The sequence below is a fragment of the Oceanospirillum maris DSM 6286 genome (assembly GCF_000422865.1).
GTDB lineage: Bacteria > Pseudomonadota > Gammaproteobacteria > Pseudomonadales > Halomonadaceae > Oceanospirillum > Oceanospirillum maris.
Genome location: NZ_AUGW01000014.1, coordinates 71,006 through 92,245 on the forward strand (window position 1 = coordinate 71,006; position 21,240 = coordinate 92,245).

Genomic DNA, 21,240 nt, shown 5'->3' on the forward strand with positions numbered 1-21,240 from the left:
AAAAGAGAAATGACTTGCGAGCGGCAGTAATCATGCTCGTGTTAAAACAACAAGAAAACAAACCTAAGAAGGTGGGTTATGACTACAAAAGCAATGAGCTACGTAAGTGGCATTAGCGATACACCCTTAATTGGCAAGACTATTGGCGATCTGTTTGATGATACCGCCACTAAATTTCCCTGCAATGACGCTCTGATCTCGCGCCATCAAAATTTGCGCTATACCTATCAAGAGCTTCAAGCAGAGGTTAACCGCTGCGCCAAAGCATTACTGCATATGGGGGTTAAAAAAGGTGATCGAGTCGGCATTTGGGCACCTAACTGTGCGGAATGGTGTATCACTCAATTTGCTACCGCAAAGATGGGCGCTATTCTTGTTAATATTAATCCAAGCTATCGTACCCATGAGCTGGAATATGCTCTGAAACAGTCTGGCGCCAGCACCTTAATCTTACAGGGTGAATTCAAAGTTTCTCATTATGTTAATATGATCTGCGAACTAGCGCCAGAGCTGCGTAATAGTATTCCTGCTGAGTTCCATTCCGATAAGCTACCTCAGCTAAAACGTGTTATCTGCCTAGAAGATGACTTAGCCACAGAAGGCATGTGGACATGGTCTGACTTAATGTCGATGCATGACCAAGTAACGGATGCGGAACTACGCGAGCTACAATCTAGCCTGCAGTTCGATGACCCTATCAATATTCAGTACACCTCAGGGACAACCGGTGCTCCTAAAGGCGCAACCTTAAGCCATCATAATATTCTGAACAACGGCTACTTTGTTGCCCGAGGTATGGATCTAAACGATCAAGACCGCATGGTGATTCCAGTACCGCTATACCACTGCTTTGGCATGGTGATGGGCAACTTGGGGTGTATTACCCACGGTGCGACCATGATCTATCCCGCCGCTGGTTTTGATCCCGTTACGACTCTTCAGGCGGTTGCTGAAGAGAAGGCCACCGCACTTTACGGCGTGCCTACCATGTTTATTGCCGAACTAGAGCACCCTGATTTCGAAAGTTTCGATTTAAGCACGCTACGCACAGGCATCATGGCAGGTTCTATCTGTCCAATCGAAGTGATGAAAAAAGTTATCGCTAAGATGCATATGAAAGATGTCACCATCTGCTATGGCATGACAGAAACCAGCCCTGTGAGCTTCCAGACCAAAATGGATGCCCCCATTGAAAAACGGGTTTCCACTGTAGGTACGATTCACCCACACCTTGAAGTCAAGCTAGTTGATCCTGAAACCGGTCATGTGGTTGAGCGCGGCGAAAAAGGTGAGCTATGCACCCGAGGTTATAGTGTGATGCTTAGCTACTGGAATAACGAAGAAGCTACCGCCAAATCTATTGAAAATGGCTGGATGCACACCGGTGATTTAGCGGAAATGGATGAAGAGGGCTACGTTGCCATTACGGGTCGAATCAAAGATATGATCATCCGTGGCGGCGAAAATATTTACCCTCGCGAAGTTGAAGAGTTTCTTTATACCCATCCTGATGTCAGTGATGTTCAGGTAATCGGTGTACCTGATCAGAAATACGGTGAAGAAGTAATGGCTTGGGTTTCTCTGCACGAAGGTAAAGACCTTAGTGAAGACGAGATTCGTGCGTTCTGTAAAGGTAAAATCGCCCACTTTAAAGTACCGCGTTACTTTAAAATCACCCGTGATTTTCCGATGACCGTCACCGGAAAAATCCAGAAGTTTAAAATGCGTGAAATCAGTACTGAAGAGTTAGGCTTAGAAGACTAGCTTTTTAAGCGCTACCGATAAAATCGGCCCTTCTATATTAAGCGCAGTTAATCGCCAGAACTGTTTAAAGCGTTGTTTAAAAGAAGGGTCGCTTTTTTGGCTTTTAATGGCCGATGAACTTTCAATAGTCGAATATATTGTCAAAGGTCGACAGTAGTGAAAAACACAAGGGAGTCATATTCGAATGACCGATATCGCACAGCATTATCAAGAAAGCCCAGCACAGGATTGCCTTGACCACGCCTTATGGCAAAAAATCACCAATAGCTTAACAGATGCCTCTATTGATTTATCTAAACTAACGGCAGACTTACTCGCCCCTATTGATCAACTGCATATAGGCGGACGAAAAGCGACCCAAAACCTATTACAACGGGCAGAATTACCCTCACAAAGCCATGTACTAGAAATTGGTGCAGGCTTGGGTGGTACCGCTCGTCTTATCGCAGATCAGCTAAAAAAACAGAGCAACTGTCACATCACTGCTGTCGATATCACTTCAAGCTTCACTTTCGCTTGCCAGCAGATCAATAACCTCATGAACTATCAGAATATTCACTCTATCTGCGGGGATGCCTGCCTGCCACATGTTGCCGCTGCCAGCCAAGATGTGATCATTAGTCAGCACACTCTAATGAATATCCCAGATAAAGTATCACTACTTAACACACTGTTTAATAGCTTAAAGCCTAACGGCAAGCTATTACTGCACGAGGTGATCGCTGGGGATAATTTAGAAGCTCTCGCCTTACCCGTTCCGTGGGCATCCCAACCGGAGCACAGCGACCTACCTCAACAACAAGCCCTTATTGCATTGTTAGAGCAAGCAGGTTTTACTTTAGCAAGCATACACAATGTGAGCGAAGATGCTCTAGCATGGCGCAATAAGCATACCCAAAGGGAGGCAGGGCAAAGCGATCAAGGAAAAACCCAGCAAAAATCCCCCCTAAATCCCAAGCTGATTTTTGGTGAGCGATTTATCCAGATGGGTAAAAACGTAATGGCCAACCTCGCCACGGATAAAGTACGGGTCGTTGAGGCTATTTTTATCAAAAAATAGCACTCTAAGAATCCCCTCGAAAATCCAAAAAAAGCCACCTTGTTTGAGGTGAATCAACGCTTTGTCAGCCCGCTTATCTGCGATATCCCCCTGCCCAGCAAAAGACTATCAATACTGTTATAAATAAGTCGTAGAAATATCTAAAACCCCTTAAAAATGCTGGTCTTAGTTAAATAGTTTCAATAACATATTCCTAATATCAAATAGGCCGATAGAGCTACCGCGGCTTAGCATCAACAGGAGTTGATGCCCTAATGGATTTACACATCAGAAAATAATAATTAAAAGTAACACCCAAGGAGATAAGCCACTATGAGCGCCCAAGGAATGTCTATTCGTTCTGCGTCAGGAACCCCATTACTAACCCAAATGCTTCTCACGGTTATGCTTCCCATTATTGTTTTAATGGTTGGCCTAACCTTCTGGATTTATAGTGAGATCAAAGATGAAACCTCTGAAATCATGCTGCATTCAGGCGCTCAAGTTGTAGAGGGCCATGCTGCAGAGGTTAGTGCCATTCTCGCCGGATTACAGGAAGAAGTGGCCATGCTAGCGTCAACCCCGATGCTCATCTCTAATCGAAGAGACCAGGCGCTAGAAACATGGTTTAGGGGTAATTTATCTCAAATGAAGCTGGCGGAGATGATTTTCTTTGTGGATACTCGCTCACAGGCAACGTTTATGTCCAAGAACGGCAAAATGGGGGTTGCCGATCTTAGTCAGCGCCAATATGTAAAAGATCTGCTCAGCGGCAAAGTATCCAGTGTTTTAACCAATCCAATTGTATCCAAAACAACAAACAATCCTATATCGGTAGTGGCAAGGTCAATTAAAAACGACCAAGGCGATGTGATTGGTATTTTAGCCATTACCATCACCTTGGAAGTACTCAGTCAAATTACGGTCAACACTGAGCTAACGGACAACAGCTATGCTTGGATTGTCGATGGTACAGGGCTTATTGTCGCCCATCCCTCTGAAAAAGCCCGAATGACAGTCAACGTCACCAATGCAGATAAAGATGGTTTTACGGGCTTAGATGCCCATGGAAAACGCATGGTTGCAGGGGAAAGCGGCACTGGTGAAATTCTGAACATTCAGGGCGAACCTGCCACGATGATTTTCTCACAGATCAAAAACACACCAAGCTGGACGTTTGGTGTATCCGTACCGACAAAAGAGCTTTATGCCAGTGCCAACCGTTTATCCAGTCTGCTCGTTCTTATTATGCTGGGCGGGCTCATCATTATTGTTGCCCTAGTTGTTATGGCAAGCATATCCCTAGCTAAGCCTATTGCAAAACTAGCCACCGCAATGGAGGTCGTCAGTAGCAACGACAGTGGTATCAGCGCGCGACTAGAAGCCTCTGGCCCCCGTGAGATCCAAGCGGTAACCAACAGTTTCAACCGCTTTATGGAAAAGTTAAGTGTATCCGTTGACCGTATTATTGGGGTTGCAGGGGAGCTATCCCAAGCTTCAAAAGCACTAGAGAACACCGGCAGCACACTAGGCAAGCAAGTAACCACTCAGTCTCAAGAGATGGATCAGGTCGCCTCCGCCGCTAACCAACTGACGGCCACCTTTGAAGAAGTTGCCCATAATGCACAACTGGCCTCAGATGAAAGCGTACGCGTTAAAGAACAAGCAAACAAAGGCCATATCGCATTAGTTGAGAACCAAAAGCAGATCACGTCTCTGTCTACTCGAATTAGCGGTGCGGCAGAAGAGCTGAAGCAACTGCATCAATCGAGCGAACAGATTGGCGAAGTACTCGATAGCATTACCGGCATTGCTGAACAAACCAACTTGCTAGCGCTTAACGCTGCCATTGAAGCAGCACGGGCTGGCGAACACGGCCGTGGTTTTGCGGTCGTTGCTGATGAAGTCCGCACCCTATCGGAACAAACCCGTCACTCAACGGAAAAAACTCAAGTGGTGATCCAAGAACTGCGCGGATTAATCACCCACGCCATTAGCACCATGGATGATGGTGCAAAAGAAGCCGTCGATACGGTAGAGCGTTCGCAGCAAGCGGAGCAAGCACTAACAGATATCCAAGGGTCGGTTGCGAATCTAGAGCAGATGAACCTACAAATTGCCAGTGCCACAGAGGAGCAGCAAGCGACAATGGAGGAAGTGAACAATAACATCCGCCATTTGGCCGAAGCCGTTGCGGTATTACAGGAAGAGACCGCTCAAATCACGCAACAGAGCGCCTCAATGGCCAATGCAGGTCAAGAGATGGAGCATGTGGCACAGGCTATTTAAAGCAAAAGCCCCGCAAGGGGCTTTTAGCACCAATACTGATGAATCAGCATTTATAAAAAATCGACACGCCGTATCGGCTTAGCTTGAAAACGACAGCACTTCATCCTCTGTTAAAGCACGCCACTGCCCTACATCAATATCTAAATTTATTTTACCGATTTTCTCACGATGCAAAGACACCACACGGTTCCCCACCGCTGCGAACATGCGTTTTACCTGATGAAATCGCCCTTCCGTGATCGTCAACAGCACCTCCGTTGGCGTCACTATTTGCAACCGAGCAGGCAAGGTTAGCTGATCTTCACCCTGTAATGACAGTCCCCGCTTAAATCTATCCGCCACATCGTCAGCAATAGGTTGCGATAACCCTACCCGGTAGACTTTCTCACACCGTTGGTCAGGCCGGATAATATCAAACGACCAACGCCCATCATCCGTTATCAAAACCAAGCCGGTGGTATCAGCATCCAAGCGGCCTGCAATATGCAACTCATCCGTGCGCTCCAGATCAAGACACCGGAACACCGAAGGGTACGCTTCATCAATATTAGAGCAAACCGTACCAGCGGGTTTATGCAAAAGAATATAGCGAAAAGGCCGAGGCGCCAGAACCACTCCATCCTGAGTGATGCGGTTACTCTCATGCACCTGAGTTCTTTCCTTAACAACCGCCTCACCATTAACCTTCACGCGCCCAGCATTAATCTGTGCTGTCGCTTCAGAGCGTGTTAACGCAGTACTTTTACAAACAAACTTATCGAGACGCATATTTAAGCAACATTGTTCGGGAGGTTTTTCTACAGCCTCGTTACCCTATTTTATTTAGAATACCAACCACTATCAGGGATAAAAAAACCGCGCGCCTGTGCTCTTAAAAACAATGGGCAATCACGGCTTCCATAATGCATTGATTTTGCAGCTTATCTAATTTGCTTAATCAGGTAAACCGAGCATTAAGTCAGACAAAGCGAGCCAGCTTACTGGCCATCACTGCGTATCTATATCCCTCTTATCAAACGTCTATTAAAATTTTCCCTTTACGTTAACGTCAACTTAGATTAAATTTACCTTATCTGATTATTTTAGTGCCGGTGACTTTCACCATCCACAATGCGAAACACCGGCCACGAGACAACAACAAATAAAGAAGAAAGGGGCATCACCATGAAAACCATTTACAAAGAATTCAACTTTGATCTTGGCGAGACCTACGACATGCTGCGCGAGCAGGTAAACCGTTTCGCAACAGAAGAGATCGCACCTCGCGCTGAGCAAATTGATATCGACAACGAGTTTCCTGCGGACTTATGGCGCAAATTCGGTGATATGGGTTTATTGGGTATTACTGTCCCTGAAGAGTTTGGCGGTTCTGATATGGGCTATTTGGCTCATGTTATCGCGATGGAAGAGATCTCCCGTGCCTCTGCCTCTGTAGGCCTGTCCTATGGCGCGCACTCTAACCTGTGTGTTAACCAAATCAAAATTAACGGTAATCAAGCGCAGAAAGAAAAGTACTTGCCTAAGCTGGTTTCCGGTGAGCATATTGGTGCGCTGGCGATGTCTGAGCCAGGTGCCGGTTCTGATGTGGTTAGCATGAAGCTGCGGGCTGATAAAAAAGGCGACCGTTATATTCTAAACGGCAACAAAATGTGGATCACCAATGGCCCTGACGCCAACACTTATGTGATCTATGCCAAAACCGATACCTCTGCTGGTTCCAAAGGTATTACCGCTTTTATCGTTGAGCGTGATTTCCCTGGTTTTAGCCGTCATCAGAAGTTAGACAAACTGGGAATGCGCGGTTCTAACACCTGTGAATTGGTTTTTGTTGACTGTGAAGTACCAGAAGAAAACGTATTGGGCGAAGTCGGCAAAGGCGTTCGCGTATTGATGAGCGGCCTAGACTACGAACGTACGGTTCTAACCGGTGGCCCTACAGGCATTATGCAAGCGGCGATGGATGTTGTGGTGCCTTACCTACATGACCGCCAGCAGTTTGGTCAGTCCATCGGTGAGTTCCAGTTGGTTCAAGGTAAAGTGGCGGATATGTACACCACGATGAATGCCTGTAAATCTTACCTCTATGCGGTTGCCCGTGCCTGTGATCGCGGTGAAACCAGCCGTAAAGATGCTGCCGGTGTCATTCTTTATTGTGCAGAGAAAGCCACCCAAGTGGCACTGGATTCTATTCAGCTGCTGGGCGGTAACGGTTATATCAATGAGTTCCCTACTGGTCGTTTACTGCGCGATGCCAAGCTGTATGAAATTGGTGCCGGTACGTCGGAAGTGCGTCGTATGCTGATTGGCCGTGAAATCTTTATGGAATCGAAATAAGCGATTCATTAAAGGATAGTCTTTCTGCGGGCTGATAAACCAGCCCGCGTTTCTGAATACCCAACCCTATTTCCGATCTTACTCTTTTTAATACACATTTTAATACAAGCCCTTTTTATAGACAGTGGGCGAGTAAGACTCGGGCGCAGGTCTGGTAAGGCAGATTGACTCCCCCCCCTGCACGACGATGGTCAGTCTGTCTTACCAACTTATATTATCGGGAGCTAGCCATGGCGGTTATCAAAAGTAAGATCAATACCCGCTCAGAAGAGTTTCAGGCCAACTGCAGCAATATCAAACGTCTGGTACAAGATCTTCGTGACCAATTAACAAAGATTAAGCAAGGTGGCGGTGAAGCCGCTCAGAAAAAACATCTAGACCGAGGTAAGCTGCTGCCTCGGGATCGTATTAATACGCTGCTAGATGAGGGCGCTCCCTTTATGGAGCTGTCGCAACTGGCCGGTTTAAACGTGTATAAAGACTACGTTCCTTCAGCGGGTATTATTACCGGTATCGGTCGTGTTAGCGGCCAAGAATGTATGATTATCGCTAACGATGCGACGACCAAGGGCGGTACTTATTACCCTCTAACGGTGAAAAAACATTTACGGGCTCAGGAAATTGCGGATAAAAACCACCTGACCTGTATCTACCTAGTGGATTCCGGCGGTGCTAACCTGCCCAATCAAGATGAAGTATTCCCAGACCGGGATCACTTTGGCCGTATTTTCTACAATCAGGCCAATATGTCTGCCAAGGGTATTCCACAGATTGCGGTTGTGATGGGCTCCTGTACCGCTGGCGGTGCTTATGTACCAGCCATGGCGGATGAGTCTATTATTGTCCGCGAGCAAGGTACTATTTTCTTAGCAGGCCCACCGCTAGTTAAAGCAGCCACCGGCGAAGTGATCACCGCAGAAGACCTAGGCGGTGCAGATGTGCACTGTAGAACCTCTGGTGTTGCTGATCACTATGCGATGAACGATCAACATGCCCTGCAGATCGCCCGCCAATGTGTCTCGCGACTGAACCCAAGCAAGAAGACAGAGCTGGATATTCAACCGTCTCGGCCACCACTGTATGACCCGAAAGAGATCTACGGCATTGTGTCTGAAGATCTACGCAAGCCCTACGATGTACGTGAAGTGATCGCCCGTACTGTCGATGGCTCAGAATTTGACGAATTTAAACAGTTGTACGGCACAACCCTGGTCACCGGTTTTGCCCGCATCCACGGCTATCCCGTAGGTATTGTGGCGAACAACGGCGTACTTTTCTCTGAAGCCGCCCTTAAAGGCGCACACTTTATTGAACTCTGTGCCCAGCGCAATATTCCTCTGGTCTTCCTGCAAAATATCACCGGCTTTATGGTGGGCGGTAAATACGAGTCCGAAGGTATCGCCAAAAACGGTGCCAAGATGGTAACGGCTGTGGCTTGTGCCAAAGTACCCAAATTTACCGTATTAATCGGCGGTAGTTTCGGGGCAGGTAACTACGGCATGTGCGGTCGCTCTTATGATCCTAATCTGATGTGGATGTGGCCTAACGCTCGAATTTCAGTGATGGGTGGCGAGCAAGCCGCTGGCGTATTGGCCCAAGTGAAACGGGACAATATGGAGCGTAAAGGTGAGAGCTGGGCTATTGATGATGAAGCAGCCTTCAAGAAGCCCATTGTCGATCAGTATGAGCACCAAGGTCATCCTTACTATGCCAGCGCCCGCCTATGGGATGATGGCGTAATTGATCCGGCTCAAACCCGTGATGTACTGGGACTTGCGATCTCTGCCGCCTTGAATGCACCTATACGTGAGACGCGCTTTGGCGTGTTCCGTATGTAATCGGAGACAACCAGATGACAGATCAACAAGTACTGTGCGAGATCTCCGATCAAGGTGTGGCTTCGGTTATTCTAAATCGTCCTGAAGTACACAACGCCTTTGATGATAAGTTAATCGCTGAAATATTGACGATACTGGATAGCCTTAATGCTAATGATGCCGTGCGTGTGGTTATTCTGCGCTCTAATGGTAAGTCGTTTTCTGCCGGTGCTGATCTAGGCTGGATGAAGCGGATGGCCCAGTATAGCTTAGAGGACAACTTCAACGATGCCGGTGAGCTAGCCCGCCTAATGCACACCCTCAACAACCTGAACAAGCCGACTATTGCGATGGTTCAGGGTGCCGCCTATGGTGGTGCTGTGGGTCTTGCGGCCTGCTGTGATATCTGTATCGCCAGTGAAAAAGCGCGTTTCTGCCTGAGCGAAGTTAAAATCGGCCTCTCACCGGCGGTTATTAGTCCCTTTGTGGTGGCTGCCATAGGCGAACGGGCCGCACGGCGCTATTTCCTCACCGCTGAGGTCTTTGATGGCGCTGAAGCCGTACAGTTGGGCCTTGCCCATCAAATGGTCAGCCATGATGAACTCGAAAACGCCGTGTCTGAGATGACGCAAAAACTGCTAGCCAATAGCCCCCAAAGTGTTCGTCGCAGTAAAGAATTGATCGCTCGTGTGGCTAAAGGCCCGATCGATCAAGAGATGATCGAATACACCCAACGCCTGATCGCTGAAATCCGTGTGTCTGAGGAAGGTCAGGAAGGTTTGAGTGCCTTTTTTGAAAAGCGCGCTCCGGGCTGGCGTCGAGACTGAGATAGAGCTGGAGATAACACCATGTTTAATAAAATTCTAATTGCAAACCGTGGCGAGATCGCTTGCCGCGTGATTCGTACCGCTCACAAACTGGGTATTCGCTGCGTAGCGGTCTATTCTGAGGCCGACGCCAACGCCATGCACGTTGCGATGGCCGATGAAGCGGTGTGTGTTGGCCCTGCGGCCAGCAAAGATAGCTATCTAAAAATGGATACGATTCTTCAGGTCGCGAAAGAAACAGGCGCCCAAGCGATTCACCCGGGTTATGGCTTTTTATCGGAAAACGCGCCTTTTGTACAAAAGTGCCAAGAAGCGGGCGTGGCCTTTATTGGCCCACCAGCGGATGCGATTCGAGCGATGGGTTCTAAAAGCGCTGCAAAACGCATTATGGAAGAGGCGAACGTACCTCTCGTACCGGGCTATCATGGTGACGACCAAGACCCTGCCCTGCTAAAAAAACACTCTGATGAGATGGGCTACCCTGTTCTCTTAAAAGCAACCGCCGGTGGCGGTGGTAAAGGGATGCGGGTTGTTTGGGCTCCTGATGAGTTTACCAGCGCCTTGGATGCCGCTAAGCGTGAAGCGATAAATGGCTTTGCCGATGACACCATGTTGGTCGAGAAGTACCTCACCAAACCGCGTCATGTGGAGATTCAGGTATTCTGTGATCAACACGGTAACAGCGTTTATTTGGCTGAACGGGATTGCTCGGTTCAGCGCCGTCACCAAAAAGTGGTTGAAGAAGCTCCAGCTCCCGGTATGTCCGATGAGCTGCGTAAAGCGATGGGTGAAGCCGCCGTACGGGCGGCAGAAGCGATCGGCTATGTGGGCGCAGGAACCGTTGAGTTCCTACTCGATGAAGATGGTTCTTTCTACTTTATGGAGATGAACACCCGTCTGCAGGTAGAGCACCCCGTAACGGAGCTGATTACCGGTCAAGATTTAGTGGAGTGGCAGCTAGCCGTAGCGGCAAATCAGCCCCTACCGATCAGCCAAGATGAGGTACAAATCAAGGGTCATGCGGTTGAAGTACGCATCTACGCCGAAGATCCTGATAATGATTTCCTACCGGCTACCGGTAAACTGGAATACCTTCGGACACCCGAAGAAAACCGTCATGTGCGCGTGGATACCGGTGTCCGTGAAGGGGATGAAGTAAGCATCTATTACGATCCTATGATCGCTAAATTGATCGTTTGGGATGAAAACCGTGACCGCGCCCTACAGCGTATGAGCCAAGCGCTGGCGGAATATCGTATTGCGGGCATGAAAACCAATACACACTTCCTGAAACGCCTGATCGACCATAAAGCCTTCCGTGACGCAGAGCTGGATACCGGCTTTATTGAAAAGCACGAAGCAGATCTTTTTGAGAATACTCCTACCGATAGCCAAACAGGTAGCCGAGCCGGCAGCCAAAGTGCGAACCCACTTGCGATGGCAACCCTATATACTTTGCTAAAACAGCAGCAAAGCAGACAGGCAGAAGCGATTCACAGCCATGATGGAACGTCGCCTTGGCACCAGTTCTCTGGCTGGCGCTTAAATGAAGAGCCAACTCATGTGGTGCGCTTTTCTCAGGAAGGTACCGATCAAGAAAAAATTGAGCATGAGGTAACCGTTAACTGGCTGGATCATGGTTACCGTTTAACCTTAGACGGCCATATTATGATCGTTGATGGCAAGCTCAACGATGATCGCTTACACGCCAATGTAAACGGCCATAACCGTAATGCCTTTGTTGCAGAGCTTAACGGCCATGTCACCGTCTTTACCGATCAAGGCGCTTTTGAATATCAATGGCAGCGCCCTGATCTAGACAGCCATGATTTCGAAGAGGAAAAAGCCAGTCTTACCGCTCCAATGAACGGTAGCATTGTTGCAGTCTTGGTCGAACAAGGTCAGAAAGTCACCAAGGGCACGGCAATGGTGATTATGGAAGCGATGAAAATGGAGCACACCATTACGGCTTCTGTTGACGGCACCGTGACGGAAATTTTCTTCCAAACCGGTGATCTGGTTGAAGGTGGTGCAGATCTAGTCGCCTTTGAGGCTGAGGAGACAGACTAATGTCCGCTGAAATGCCTGTATTACCTCAATCGGTACGTATTGTAGAAGTAGGCCCCCGTGATGGCCTACAAAATGAACCGGGAGTCATCAGCACCGAGATCAAGCTACAGCTTATCGACAAACTTGCGGATGCCGGTGTACGTTATATTGAGTCAGCCAGCTTTGTTTCCCCTAAGTGGGTGCCTCAAATGGGTGATGCCAAAGCCGTTATGACCGGCTTGCAACGCAAATCTGGTGTTACCTACGCCGCTTTAACGCCGAATCTAAAAGGTTTGGAAAGCGCTATTGCTGCCGGAGTGGAAGAAGTTGCGGTATTTGGCGCGGCCTCGGAAGCGTTTTCACAAAAGAACATCAACTGCTCTATTGCCGAAAGTCTTGAACGCTTTGCCCCTGTGATGGCGATGGCGAAGGCCAATAACATTAAGGTACGGGGTTATGTTTCCTGTGTTCTTGGTTGTCCTTACGATGGCGAGATTGCCCCAGAAAAGGTCGCAGAAGTCGCGAAAGCACTGTATGACATGGGTTGCTACGAGATCTCTCTAGGTGACACGGTCGGTGTTGGCACGCCCCGTAAAGCAAAGGCGATGATCCGTGAAGTCAGTAAAGTGGTGCCCGTTGAGAAACTGGCAGCGCATTTCCATGATACTTACGGTCAAGCTCTAGCGAATATCTACGCGGTATTAGAGGAAGGTGTTGCCGTTGTTGATAGCTCTGTAGGTGGCTTGGGCGGTTGCCCTTACGCCAAAGGGGCTTCTGGCAATGTGGCCACAGAAGACGTGGTGTATATGCTACAAGGGCTGGGCATTGAAACCGGTATCGACCTTAACAAACTAGTGGCTACGGGGAATTTTATAACCCATGCCATTGGTAGTCAGAATCGTTCTAGGGTGGGTTTAGCGATGTCATCCTAACGACAAGGCCCCCTGCCATAAACAGGGGGTTTTCAACCGTTGCTCTATGTCAATTCATCTTAAAATATTCCTGATCTACCTGCCTTGCTATAACCTATGGCCAAGTTTCTTGCCTACATCCAAGCCTTTACAATAACGCTACAATTAAGCCGCCAGCATTACTATAAGTAACTATTTAAGCACTATTTAAATACTGTTTTTAAATTCGATTTGAAATCCAGGTAAAACCTGAAATTTGAACGCCATTTACAATATTTAGGATAGGAATAGGTACAACTGGTTGTTTTCTCTGGTATAAATAATTAGGCTACTTTGTCAAAGACACTTAATCCTTTATTTTGCTCGCAGCTATTGGCCACTTATGAGTTCAAGCTTAACCACACCGTTAGCACTTTATGATTTACCGACACCTGCACTGCAGATTAGCCTAGATGGCGTATGCACTCATTTTAATGCAGCGGCCAAAACACTGGCTGAAGAGTTAGGCTTTGACAATTTTTGCGACTTGCTCCCCCATGAGCTTCAACCACTGTTATTCCAAAGGCAACCAGAGTTAGGCGTCTATAGTGATACCCTATACGACAATGCTCAAAGCTATCGCTGGCAGTATATCGCCACCCAAGATAATGCCTTTATTCTACAAGCTTATAACTTAACCGATCGTGAAAACTACCGTGCTATTTTAGAAAACTCCGTTGATGGTATCTATAAAACCAATCGCGCGGGTCAGCTTATTTATGCCAACCAAGCGCTAGCCTCAACATTTGGCTACGATAATCCTCAACATATGTGTGATGCGATTGAGCAGCTATCAGAGGATCTCTACGATAACGCAACCGACCGAGAAACCTTTTTACAACACCTGAAGCGATTTGGTGAAGTGCGTGGTATGGAATGCCAGATGAAACGGGTCGATGGCTCCCTCATTTGGATTCGTATTAATGGTCGTGCACTTAAAGACCAAAACGGTAGCATACAGGCCATTATTGGTACGGTGTACGATATTAGCGCCCAGAAAACCGCCGAAACCGCCATGGCTACCGCCGAAGAAAAGTTTCGTAGTATCTTTGAAAACTCCATGACAGGTTTGCATCAAAGTACCCTTGATGGTCGTTATTTAAATGTTAATCCAGCTCTTGCCCGGATTTTAGGCTACAGCTCACCGGCAGACTGCTTAGAGGCTATTAGCCATATTGGTAAACAAGTTTATGTGCGCCCCCATGAATGGTTAAAAGCCATGAAACGTCTACGCAAAGAGGGCTATTTCACCCTTAACGAAGTTGAGCTATACACTCGTGCCGGCACCAAACGCTGGGCAACCGTAAGCAATCGGCTCGTTCCTGCTAGCGATACAATACCGGAGCATATTGAAGGATCTGTGGTTGATATCACCGATGGTAAGCGAGCCCAAGAGCGCATTAAATATCTAGCCCATTACGATAGCCTGACAACACTGCCAAACCGTGTCTTTTTCCATAATGAGCTAGGTCGCTTAGTTGAAGACGTTGATGATGGACACCTTAAATCCATCGCCTTGATCGTACTTGATCTGGACAACTTTAAAGATATTAATGACACTCAAGGCCATTTAACCGGCGATATGTTGCTCATTAAAACAGCCCACCGCCTACAGGACTTTTTTGGTCATAGAGCACAGTTTTTCCGGTTAGGCGGAGATGAGTTTGCCATTACCATCAACAATATTGCCGATAGAGAAAAGATTGCCGCTCAAATTAGAGAATTAACACAGATATTGGCCGAACCCGTTGCATTTGATACCACTGAAATCAGTTGTACGGTTAGCGCTGGTATCGCCCTTTATCCTGAAGCCAAAGACGTTATCCAAGAAGGCGATGTGCAACAGCAGCTTTTCCGCTATGCCGATCTGGCCTTGTATCGGTCAAAATCCAATGGTCGCAACCGGCATACTTTCTTTGCTATTGAGATGCAGCTTGAAGTACTCAAAGAGCAGCAGATTGAGAAAGAGCTAAGAGAAGCCATTGAACATAATGAACTGGTTTTGTACTACCAACCGCTGCTTAAGGCCGATACCGAGCAGCTTATCGGTGCCGAAGTATTAGTACGTTGGCAACACCCTGAACGGGGCTTGATCCCACCTTTTGAGTTTATTCCTATTGCGGAAAAAACCGGCTTAATTAGCCGCGTGGATGACTGGGTATTACTCCGATCCGCCCAGCAACTACAGCTATGGTTTAGCCAGGATAAAAATCTCCCTCAGCTTTCCGTTAATATTTCCGCTCACCGCTTAAATCAGCGGGATTTCGCCCAATATGTGCAACAGGTGATCCAGCGCACTGGCATACCCGCCAGTAGTCTCTGTCTAGAAATCACCGAACAAAACATGATTACAAGCTTTGAGAGTGTGCGAAACACACTAAATCTGCTGCGTAATATGGGTGTAAAAATCGCATTGGACGATTTTGGTACTGGTTACTCCTCCTTAAGTTATCTAAAACAGCTACCCGTTGATAAGCTTAAAGTTGATCGCAGCTTTGTGATGGAGATGCATGAAGACCCTCAAGATAGAGCGATTATTAAGACCATTCTTGAATTGGGTCACGGCTTAGGTATCTGGGTCAATGCGGAAGGTGTGGAGAATGAAGTGCAGATCAGAATGCTGCGGGAGCTTGGTATTGATGAGTTCCAAGGTTTTTTCTTTAGCCGCCCTCTGCCTTTAGATGATTTTATCGCCCGCTACATGCAAGAAGCACCAACCGTCGCCTAGCCGCCCTGAACGCCAAGGGCGGCATTATTATGAGTATCAATTGGGCTTAACGTTTCAGTTTTTCTCTTGATATCGTTTTACCTGATAAAGCCGAATAAAGTTATCGCTCAGAAACAACAACAGACTAAGCAGAATGACTCCTGCCCCTATCAGCATCTCTTTTGTTACTGGCTCGCCATGGAGCTGGCTGCCCAAGAACAGAGCAATCACCGGCGTGATCAAGGTGATTAACGCCACATACGCCGGTGGTAAATTGGCAATCAGGTGGAAGTAAGCCATAAAGCCCACCAAGGAACCGAGTATCGCTAAATACACCACCGATAAAATACTCAAGGTACTCACATCTTCCCAAGCAACCTCAGTACCTGCGACAAACCATGCCATCGCGTAAAAAGGCAGTGAACACCACAGCGCCCCAACGGTTTGCTGCAAAGGATGTAAACCCGCGCCGTTACGCTTCATTAATACGTTACTACTGCTAAAGAAAAAAACCGCTAACAAGGCCAAAAGCACACCGACAACACCCTGCCCTGTCACCACTAAATTATCGCTAAAGACAACCCCTAAACCGATAATCCCTAAACCACAAGATAACCATTGTTTTCGAGACATCGGACTATCAGGCACAATAAAGTGGCTTAGTACACCGGTCATAATGGTGGTAAAACCAAACAATACCGAAATAAGACCCGATGGAATCCACTGGGCCGCCACATAGGTCACACCCATCGCGCCAAAAATACCGATAACAGCCGTTAAATAAGAGCGAAATGCCGCCTTATGTACTGGAAGGTTAAGCCCCATAAATTTTAATAAAGGTAGCCCCACAAGCGCTGCAAGCCCCATGCGAGATGCCGCCGCCGCCATTGGTGGCAGTGAATCACCACTGGTAACGATAGCGAGGGGCGTAGTAGACCAGATTAAAACCGCTAAACCATAAGCGACGGGGATCGACATAAATAATTCCTTGTTATTGTCGTTAAAGAGCCAAGATAAATAAGATGGGCCTGTGTTTAAAGCTTACATTCAAAGTTAGTGTTTAAAATAAGACTGGCTAAAAAAGGGTTTTCTGGGAAGCAAAATTGCAGCCATAAAAAAAGGCCGCTAACGAGGCGACCTTTTAAAATACCAACAGGATCAACATCGTCGCCAAAGGCGCTCTACGCGAAACATGGCGCGCCAAGAAGTCATCATTGCCTTGGGGCTGCTTGAGAACGAGCGCCTATCTGAAGAAGAGTACATACCTGAAAAAAAGTACATAGAAGATCCTTTGAAGTTAGGGGCTTACTATTACGGAATCCTAGCCCTCTGGCAAGCGGTTTATCTCCTGCCAATCTTGCCAAATACTTGAATAATCGGTAAAAACACCATCAATTTTTAATTTCGATAGTCTTTTAAGCTGCTCAAAATCATTAATAGTATAAAAATATACTGCTAGACCAAGGGTCTTAGCGGCGGCGATAACCCCAAGATCAATAAACTCATCACTCAGATGCAGAGACTTTATTTTTAATGGGCCAATAACCGCTGGCAGCGATAAAACAGAGCCGTATAGCAGCAAGCCTAGATCAACATCGGGGCAGAATTGCTGAAAATGTAATAACTCAACATGATCAAACGAAGAAACAATTAAGTTTTCTTTATAAGCGCGATAGGGTTCCTGCTGCAGTAATACGGCAAGAGGGCCTGCGGTTCCCTTACTTTTAAGCTCGATATTCAAAGTCGCTCTTTGGCCCACCAAAAGCAGAACTTCTTCTACAAATGGAATTCTTTGCCCAAGCCCTGCATCTAGCTGCCGTAATGCTGTAATACTTTTATCTGTGAATGACCCAGCACCATTGGTTGTACGATCTAACGTTAGATCATGCAAAACCAATAAGCGCCCTTGATGGGTAACAATGTCGATCTCTACACCCTTTGCACCGGCGGCTAAGGCCATATCAATCGCCATCAGTGTATTCTCAGGCGCATCTGCACAGGCACCTCGATGAGCAAAAAACTTCATATCAATCCTTAAAACAGATCACTTATAACCTTTACGTTAACGTCAACTTAAAGTAAATTAAGAGTACTGATAAACCACTATAGCCGACAGTGGTTGCATTACTACTATCGTTTTATTTTCTGAAGATATCGTTTTATCTTCTATCTAATAGAAGGCTCGCTTATGCTCTCAGAAGTTTAGCGATAGAAAACACCCAAAAATACAACAAAAATAGATTTTTCTGTTGTTAATGGCGTTCTACCCGTAATGTCAAATGTCATTAGCAGGAAACTGTTATTAACGGAATAAGACCCCATTGACGAAGCAAAACCTCAATGAAGGAGCAAGCCCCATGAGTGCGCCCCTATGGCAACCCAGTTCTGATCGTATCGCCAGCAGTAATCTGCAGCAGTTTATTCAACAGGTCAATGATCAGCATAAGCTCGCCCTAAAAGACTACACCGATCTATACCGCTGGAGTATTGACCAAACTGAAGACTTTTGGTCAGAACTCTGGGACTTTTCCGGTGTTGTTGCCGATAAAAAAAGTAATGTCGTATTAGCCAACCCAGAGAAAATGCCAGGAGCCCGTTGGTTCCCTGAGAGCAAGCTTAACTTTGCTGAAAATTTACTAAAGTTTCGTGATGATCAACCCGCCATCGTCTTTCGGGGTGAAAAGGGTCAACGCAAAGCTCTGACCTATAACGAACTGTACCAGCAAGTGGCACAGTATGCGGCAGGGTTAAAAAATGCCGGTGTTGTCAAAGGTGATCGTGTGGCGGGCTTTGTGCCAAACTGTGCAGAAACCTTGATCGCTATGCTCGCCACCGCATCTCTGGGGGCTGTTTGGTCATCGTGCTCTCCAGACTTTGGCATTAACGGTGTGTACGACCGCTTCGGTCAAATTGAGCCTAAGGTACTTTTTACCACTGACGGCTATTTCTACGGCAATAAAACATTAGATTCTTTAGAAAAAGTACAGGGAATTCTTGACCGCTTACCGGCAATCCAGCAGGTTGTCGTTATTCCTTTTGTCACCGAAACCCCAGATATTAGCGGCTTAAACCATGGTAGCTTGCTGTCTGACTTTATCGACCCAAGCGCCACCGAGATTAACTTTGAGCCAGTAAGCTTTGATCACCCGCTCTATGTGATGTATTCATCGGGCACCACGGGCGTACCTAAATGTATCGTACACTCCGTTGGTGGCACGTTAATTCAGCACTTAAAAGAGCATCTGCTGCATACCGATGTGAAGCGTGATGATGTCTTGTTCTACTATACGACCTGTGGTTGGATGATGTGGAACTGGCTAGTAACAGGGCTTGCCACGGGTTGCACGGTGCTACTTTACGATGGATCACCGTTCCATCCCCGTCCTAATATTCTGTGGGATATAGCGGAAGAAGAGGGCATCAGTATCTTTGGCACCTCGGCCAAATATATTGCAGCCCTTGAAAAAGTGGGCGTTAAACCGCGCGAAAGCCATAACCTTGAAAAACTGAGGGCCGTGCTATCAACCGGCTCGCCTTTAGCCCATGAAAGCTTTGATTACGTTTATCGTGATATTAAAGAAGATCTCTGCTTGTCGTCTATCTCCGGTGGCACTGATATTGTTTCCTGTTTTGCCCTAGGTTGCCCGATCCGTCCGGTCTATGCCGGTGAACTACAATGCCGAGGCCTTGGTATGGCCGTTGATATTTTTGATGATAACGGCAAGTCTTTGCGTTCAGAAAAAGGTGAGTTGGTGTGTACCAAACCCTTCCCATCGATGCCGATTGGCTTTTGGAATGACCCTGATGGCGAGAAGTATCACGATGCTTACTTTGCTTCCTTCGATAATGTTTGGGCCCACGGTGACTATGCAGAGATCACCGAGCATGACGGCTTAATTATCCACGGGCGATCCGATGCCGTTCTCAACCCCGGCGGGGTTCGTATTGGCACTGCGGAGATCTACCGCCAGGTGGAAAAAGTAGAATCGGTGATGGAAAGCCTCTGTATCGGGCAAGACTGGGAAGATGATGTTCGTGTTGTGCTGTTTGTGCATATGAAAGAAGGTTTCTCTTTAACGCCAGAAATAGAAAAAGAGATTAAAAGCATGATCCGCGCGAATACAACGCCACGCCATGTCCCAGCTAAAATCATAGAAGTGAGTGATATTCCTCGTACTATTAGCGGGAAAATTGTCGAACTTGCCGTACGTCATGTGATACATAACCGTCCGGTGAAAAATACCGATGCACTGGCTAACCCAGAAGCATTAGAACAGTACAGAGACTTGCCTCAGCTTCAGAGCTAGTAGAAGAGGATATTTAAGGTCATATCAAACAGCCCTATGGAAACATCCTAGGGCTGTTTTTTTTATGCAGGGAGGACGTTATGTGAAGAAATACATCGTCAAGGTTAATCTTCAGCGAGTCGTTCCTTAACCTTTAAAATCTTAGGCAACACACGCTTGAAAGCATCCACTACATTGGGGTCAAAGTGCTTACCCTTCTCTTCTTCAAACAGCCCAATAGCTTTTATTACACTCCAAGGTTGCTTATAAGGCCGAGTCGATACCAAAGCATCAAATACGTCAGCAAGTGATGCAATTCGAGCAACTAAAGGAATATCTTCACCGGCCAGCCCCATGGGATAACCTGAGCCATCCCACTTCTCATGATGGTAAAGCGCAATTTCTCGGGCAATATGCAGAAGCTCAGAATCTGGGTTCTCCAATATGCGTGCCCCTATTTCAGGGTGCCCTTGAATCACTTGAAACTCTTCCGGTGTTAACCGTGCAGGTTTACATAAGATAGCATCAGGTATACCAAGCTTCCCGATATCATGCATAGGCGCTGCCGAAGCTAATGTTTCAGCATCGTGTTCAGAAAAACCCAACTCCAAGGCAATAAGCCGAGCATATTCAGCCATACGTTGAACATGTAAACCCGTTTCATTATCTTTATATTCTGCCGCTAACCCCAAGCGCCGAACCAAATCTTTACGAGACATTTCGAGCTCTTTGGTTCGTTCATAAACCTCACGCTCTAGTTCTCTTTTTTGCAGAGCCAAGGCAAGATGAGTATTGATGCGGGCTAAAATAATCGGCGGGCTAAAAGGCTTACCAATAAAATCGACAGCACCAAGGGCTAAACCCTTTTCTTCATCTCCGGCATCACTCATCGCACTCACAAAAATAATGGGAATATGCTTTGAGCGCGGGTCTCCTTTTAACTGACGACAGACTTCATAACCATCAATACCGGGCATCATAATATCGAGTAAGATTAAATCAGGTTGTTGCTCAGAAAATACTCGATTAAAAGCTTGCTCACCATCCTTAGCAACCAATGTTTTGTAGTCAGTCTTTAAAAGGCCAACCAACACTGTAATATTAAGCGGTGAATCATCAACGATAAGAATACGGGGACGATCTACGTTTTTTTGTCGTGTTTCTTGCATCTGAAATCA

14 protein-coding genes are annotated in these 21,240 nt (G+C 46.9%); 10 read left to right on the top strand and 4 right to left on the bottom strand.

Translation table 11 applies throughout. From position 1 onward, the window contains the following. Positions 1–78: 78 nt before the first annotated feature. From G517_RS0106710 to G517_RS0106720, 3 genes are all read left to right on the top strand, one after another. Positions 79–1,764 carry an AMP-binding protein gene (locus G517_RS0106710; RefSeq protein WP_028303767.1) on the top strand — a complete coding sequence of 562 codons (1,686 nt, stop codon included), beginning with the start codon at positions 79–81 and terminating at the stop codon, positions 1,762–1,764. Between the two features lie 184 nt (positions 1,765–1,948). Then, a complete protein-coding gene (locus G517_RS18105; RefSeq protein WP_051206179.1) occupies positions 1,949–2,824 on the top strand; it encodes a class I SAM-dependent methyltransferase in 876 nt (291 codons plus the stop codon). A 312-nt stretch (positions 2,825–3,136) separates the two neighbouring features. Next, complete coding sequence (locus tag G517_RS0106720; protein WP_028303768.1) at positions 3,137–5,092, top strand: methyl-accepting chemotaxis protein; 1,956 nt, start codon at positions 3,137–3,139, stop codon at positions 5,090–5,092. Between the two features lie 78 nt (positions 5,093–5,170). Here the strand turns inward: G517_RS0106720 and G517_RS0106725 are convergent, their stop codons facing one another. Then, positions 5,171–5,860: a pseudouridine synthase gene (locus G517_RS0106725; RefSeq protein ID WP_028303769.1), complete on the bottom strand. Its 690-nt coding sequence runs from the start codon at positions 5,858–5,860 to the stop codon at positions 5,171–5,173. A gap of 396 nt (positions 5,861–6,256) precedes the next feature. Between G517_RS0106725 and G517_RS0106730 the strand changes: the two genes are divergently transcribed. The 6 genes from G517_RS0106730 (at position 6,257) to G517_RS0106755 (ending at position 15,797) form a co-directional block, all read left to right on the top strand. After that, entirely contained in the window at positions 6,257–7,426 is a 1,170-nt protein-coding gene (locus tag G517_RS0106730) for an isovaleryl-CoA dehydrogenase (protein ID WP_036590683.1), read from the top strand. Positions 7,427–7,656: 230 nt separating this feature from the next. Further along, complete coding sequence (locus G517_RS0106735) at positions 7,657–9,264, top strand: carboxyl transferase domain-containing protein (protein ID WP_028303771.1); 1,608 nt, start codon at positions 7,657–7,659, stop codon at positions 9,262–9,264. A 14-nt stretch (positions 9,265–9,278) separates the two neighbouring features. Then, positions 9,279–10,070 carry an enoyl-CoA hydratase/isomerase family protein gene (locus G517_RS0106740; protein WP_028303772.1) on the top strand — a complete coding sequence of 264 codons (792 nt, stop codon included), beginning with the start codon at positions 9,279–9,281 and terminating at the stop codon, positions 10,068–10,070. A 21-nt stretch (positions 10,071–10,091) separates the two neighbouring features. Further along, positions 10,092–12,140 carry an acetyl-CoA carboxylase biotin carboxylase subunit gene (accC, locus tag G517_RS0106745; protein ID WP_028303773.1) on the top strand — a complete coding sequence of 683 codons (2,049 nt, stop codon included), beginning with the start codon at positions 10,092–10,094 and terminating at the stop codon, positions 12,138–12,140. Continuing rightward, complete coding sequence (locus G517_RS0106750; RefSeq protein ID WP_028303774.1) at positions 12,140–13,051, top strand: hydroxymethylglutaryl-CoA lyase; 912 nt, start codon at positions 12,140–12,142, stop codon at positions 13,049–13,051. Before accC ends, G517_RS0106750 begins: the two co-directional genes overlap by 1 nt. Before the next feature lie 361 nt (positions 13,052–13,412). Then, positions 13,413–15,797, top strand: coding sequence for a sensor domain-containing phosphodiesterase (locus tag G517_RS0106755; protein WP_028303775.1), 2,385 nt, complete (start codon positions 13,413–13,415; stop codon positions 15,795–15,797). A gap of 54 nt (positions 15,798–15,851) precedes the next feature. Here G517_RS0106755 and G517_RS0106760 read toward each other — a convergent pair whose 3' ends face one another. Both G517_RS0106760 and G517_RS0106765 read right to left on the bottom strand, forming a co-directional pair. Continuing rightward, positions 15,852–16,754 carry a DMT family transporter gene (locus G517_RS0106760; RefSeq protein WP_028303776.1) on the bottom strand — a complete coding sequence of 301 codons (903 nt, stop codon included), beginning with the start codon at positions 16,752–16,754 and terminating at the stop codon, positions 15,852–15,854. A 343-nt stretch (positions 16,755–17,097) separates the two neighbouring features. Further along, on the bottom strand, positions 17,098–17,802 hold the full coding sequence (locus tag G517_RS0106765) for a glycerophosphodiester phosphodiesterase (RefSeq protein ID WP_028303777.1): 705 nt from the start codon (positions 17,800–17,802) through the stop codon (positions 17,098–17,100). 331 nt (positions 17,803–18,133) lie between these two features. Between G517_RS0106765 and G517_RS0106770 the strand changes: the two genes are divergently transcribed. Further along, a complete protein-coding gene (locus G517_RS0106770; RefSeq protein WP_028303778.1) occupies positions 18,134–20,083 on the top strand; it encodes an acetoacetate--CoA ligase in 1,950 nt (649 codons plus the stop codon). Positions 20,084–20,187: 104 nt separating this feature from the next. Here the strand turns inward: G517_RS0106770 and G517_RS0106775 are convergent, their stop codons facing one another. Beyond that, the gene (locus G517_RS0106775) at positions 20,188–21,231 is read right to left on the bottom strand and encodes a response regulator (RefSeq protein WP_028303779.1); all 1,044 of its coding nucleotides are present in this window, start codon (positions 21,229–21,231) and stop codon (positions 20,188–20,190) included. Positions 21,232–21,240 lie beyond the last annotated feature (9 nt).

What these genes read in the sequence shown, in the direction of transcription:
- G517_RS0106735 (WP_028303771.1), top strand. Translation starts at nt 7,657, where the DNA reads ATGGCGGTTATCAAAAGTAAGATCAATACCCGCTCAGAAGAGTTTCAG.
- G517_RS0106725 (WP_028303769.1), bottom strand. Translation starts at nt 5,860, where the DNA reads ATGCGTCTCGATAAGTTTGTTTGTAAAAGTACTGCGTTAACACGCTCT.
- G517_RS0106765 (WP_028303777.1), bottom strand. Translation starts at nt 17,802, where the DNA reads ATGAAGTTTTTTGCTCATCGAGGTGCCTGTGCAGATGCGCCTGAGAAT.
- G517_RS0106720 (WP_028303768.1), top strand. Translation starts at nt 3,137, where the DNA reads ATGAGCGCCCAAGGAATGTCTATTCGTTCTGCGTCAGGAACCCCATTA.
- G517_RS0106730 (WP_036590683.1), top strand. Translation starts at nt 6,257, where the DNA reads ATGAAAACCATTTACAAAGAATTCAACTTTGATCTTGGCGAGACCTAC.
- G517_RS0106740 (WP_028303772.1), top strand. Translation starts at nt 9,279, where the DNA reads ATGACAGATCAACAAGTACTGTGCGAGATCTCCGATCAAGGTGTGGCT.
- G517_RS0106755 (WP_028303775.1), top strand. Translation starts at nt 13,413, where the DNA reads ATGAGTTCAAGCTTAACCACACCGTTAGCACTTTATGATTTACCGACA.
- G517_RS0106750 (WP_028303774.1), top strand. Translation starts at nt 12,140, where the DNA reads ATGTCCGCTGAAATGCCTGTATTACCTCAATCGGTACGTATTGTAGAA.
- G517_RS0106775 (WP_028303779.1), bottom strand. Translation starts at nt 21,231, where the DNA reads ATGCAAGAAACACGACAAAAAAACGTAGATCGTCCCCGTATTCTTATC.
- G517_RS0106770 (WP_028303778.1), top strand. Translation starts at nt 18,134, where the DNA reads ATGAGTGCGCCCCTATGGCAACCCAGTTCTGATCGTATCGCCAGCAGT.
- G517_RS18105 (WP_051206179.1), top strand. Translation starts at nt 1,949, where the DNA reads ATGACCGATATCGCACAGCATTATCAAGAAAGCCCAGCACAGGATTGC.
- G517_RS0106710 (WP_028303767.1), top strand. Translation starts at nt 79, where the DNA reads ATGACTACAAAAGCAATGAGCTACGTAAGTGGCATTAGCGATACACCC.
- accC (WP_028303773.1), top strand. Translation starts at nt 10,092, where the DNA reads ATGTTTAATAAAATTCTAATTGCAAACCGTGGCGAGATCGCTTGCCGC.
- G517_RS0106760 (WP_028303776.1), bottom strand. Translation starts at nt 16,754, where the DNA reads ATGTCGATCCCCGTCGCTTATGGTTTAGCGGTTTTAATCTGGTCTACT.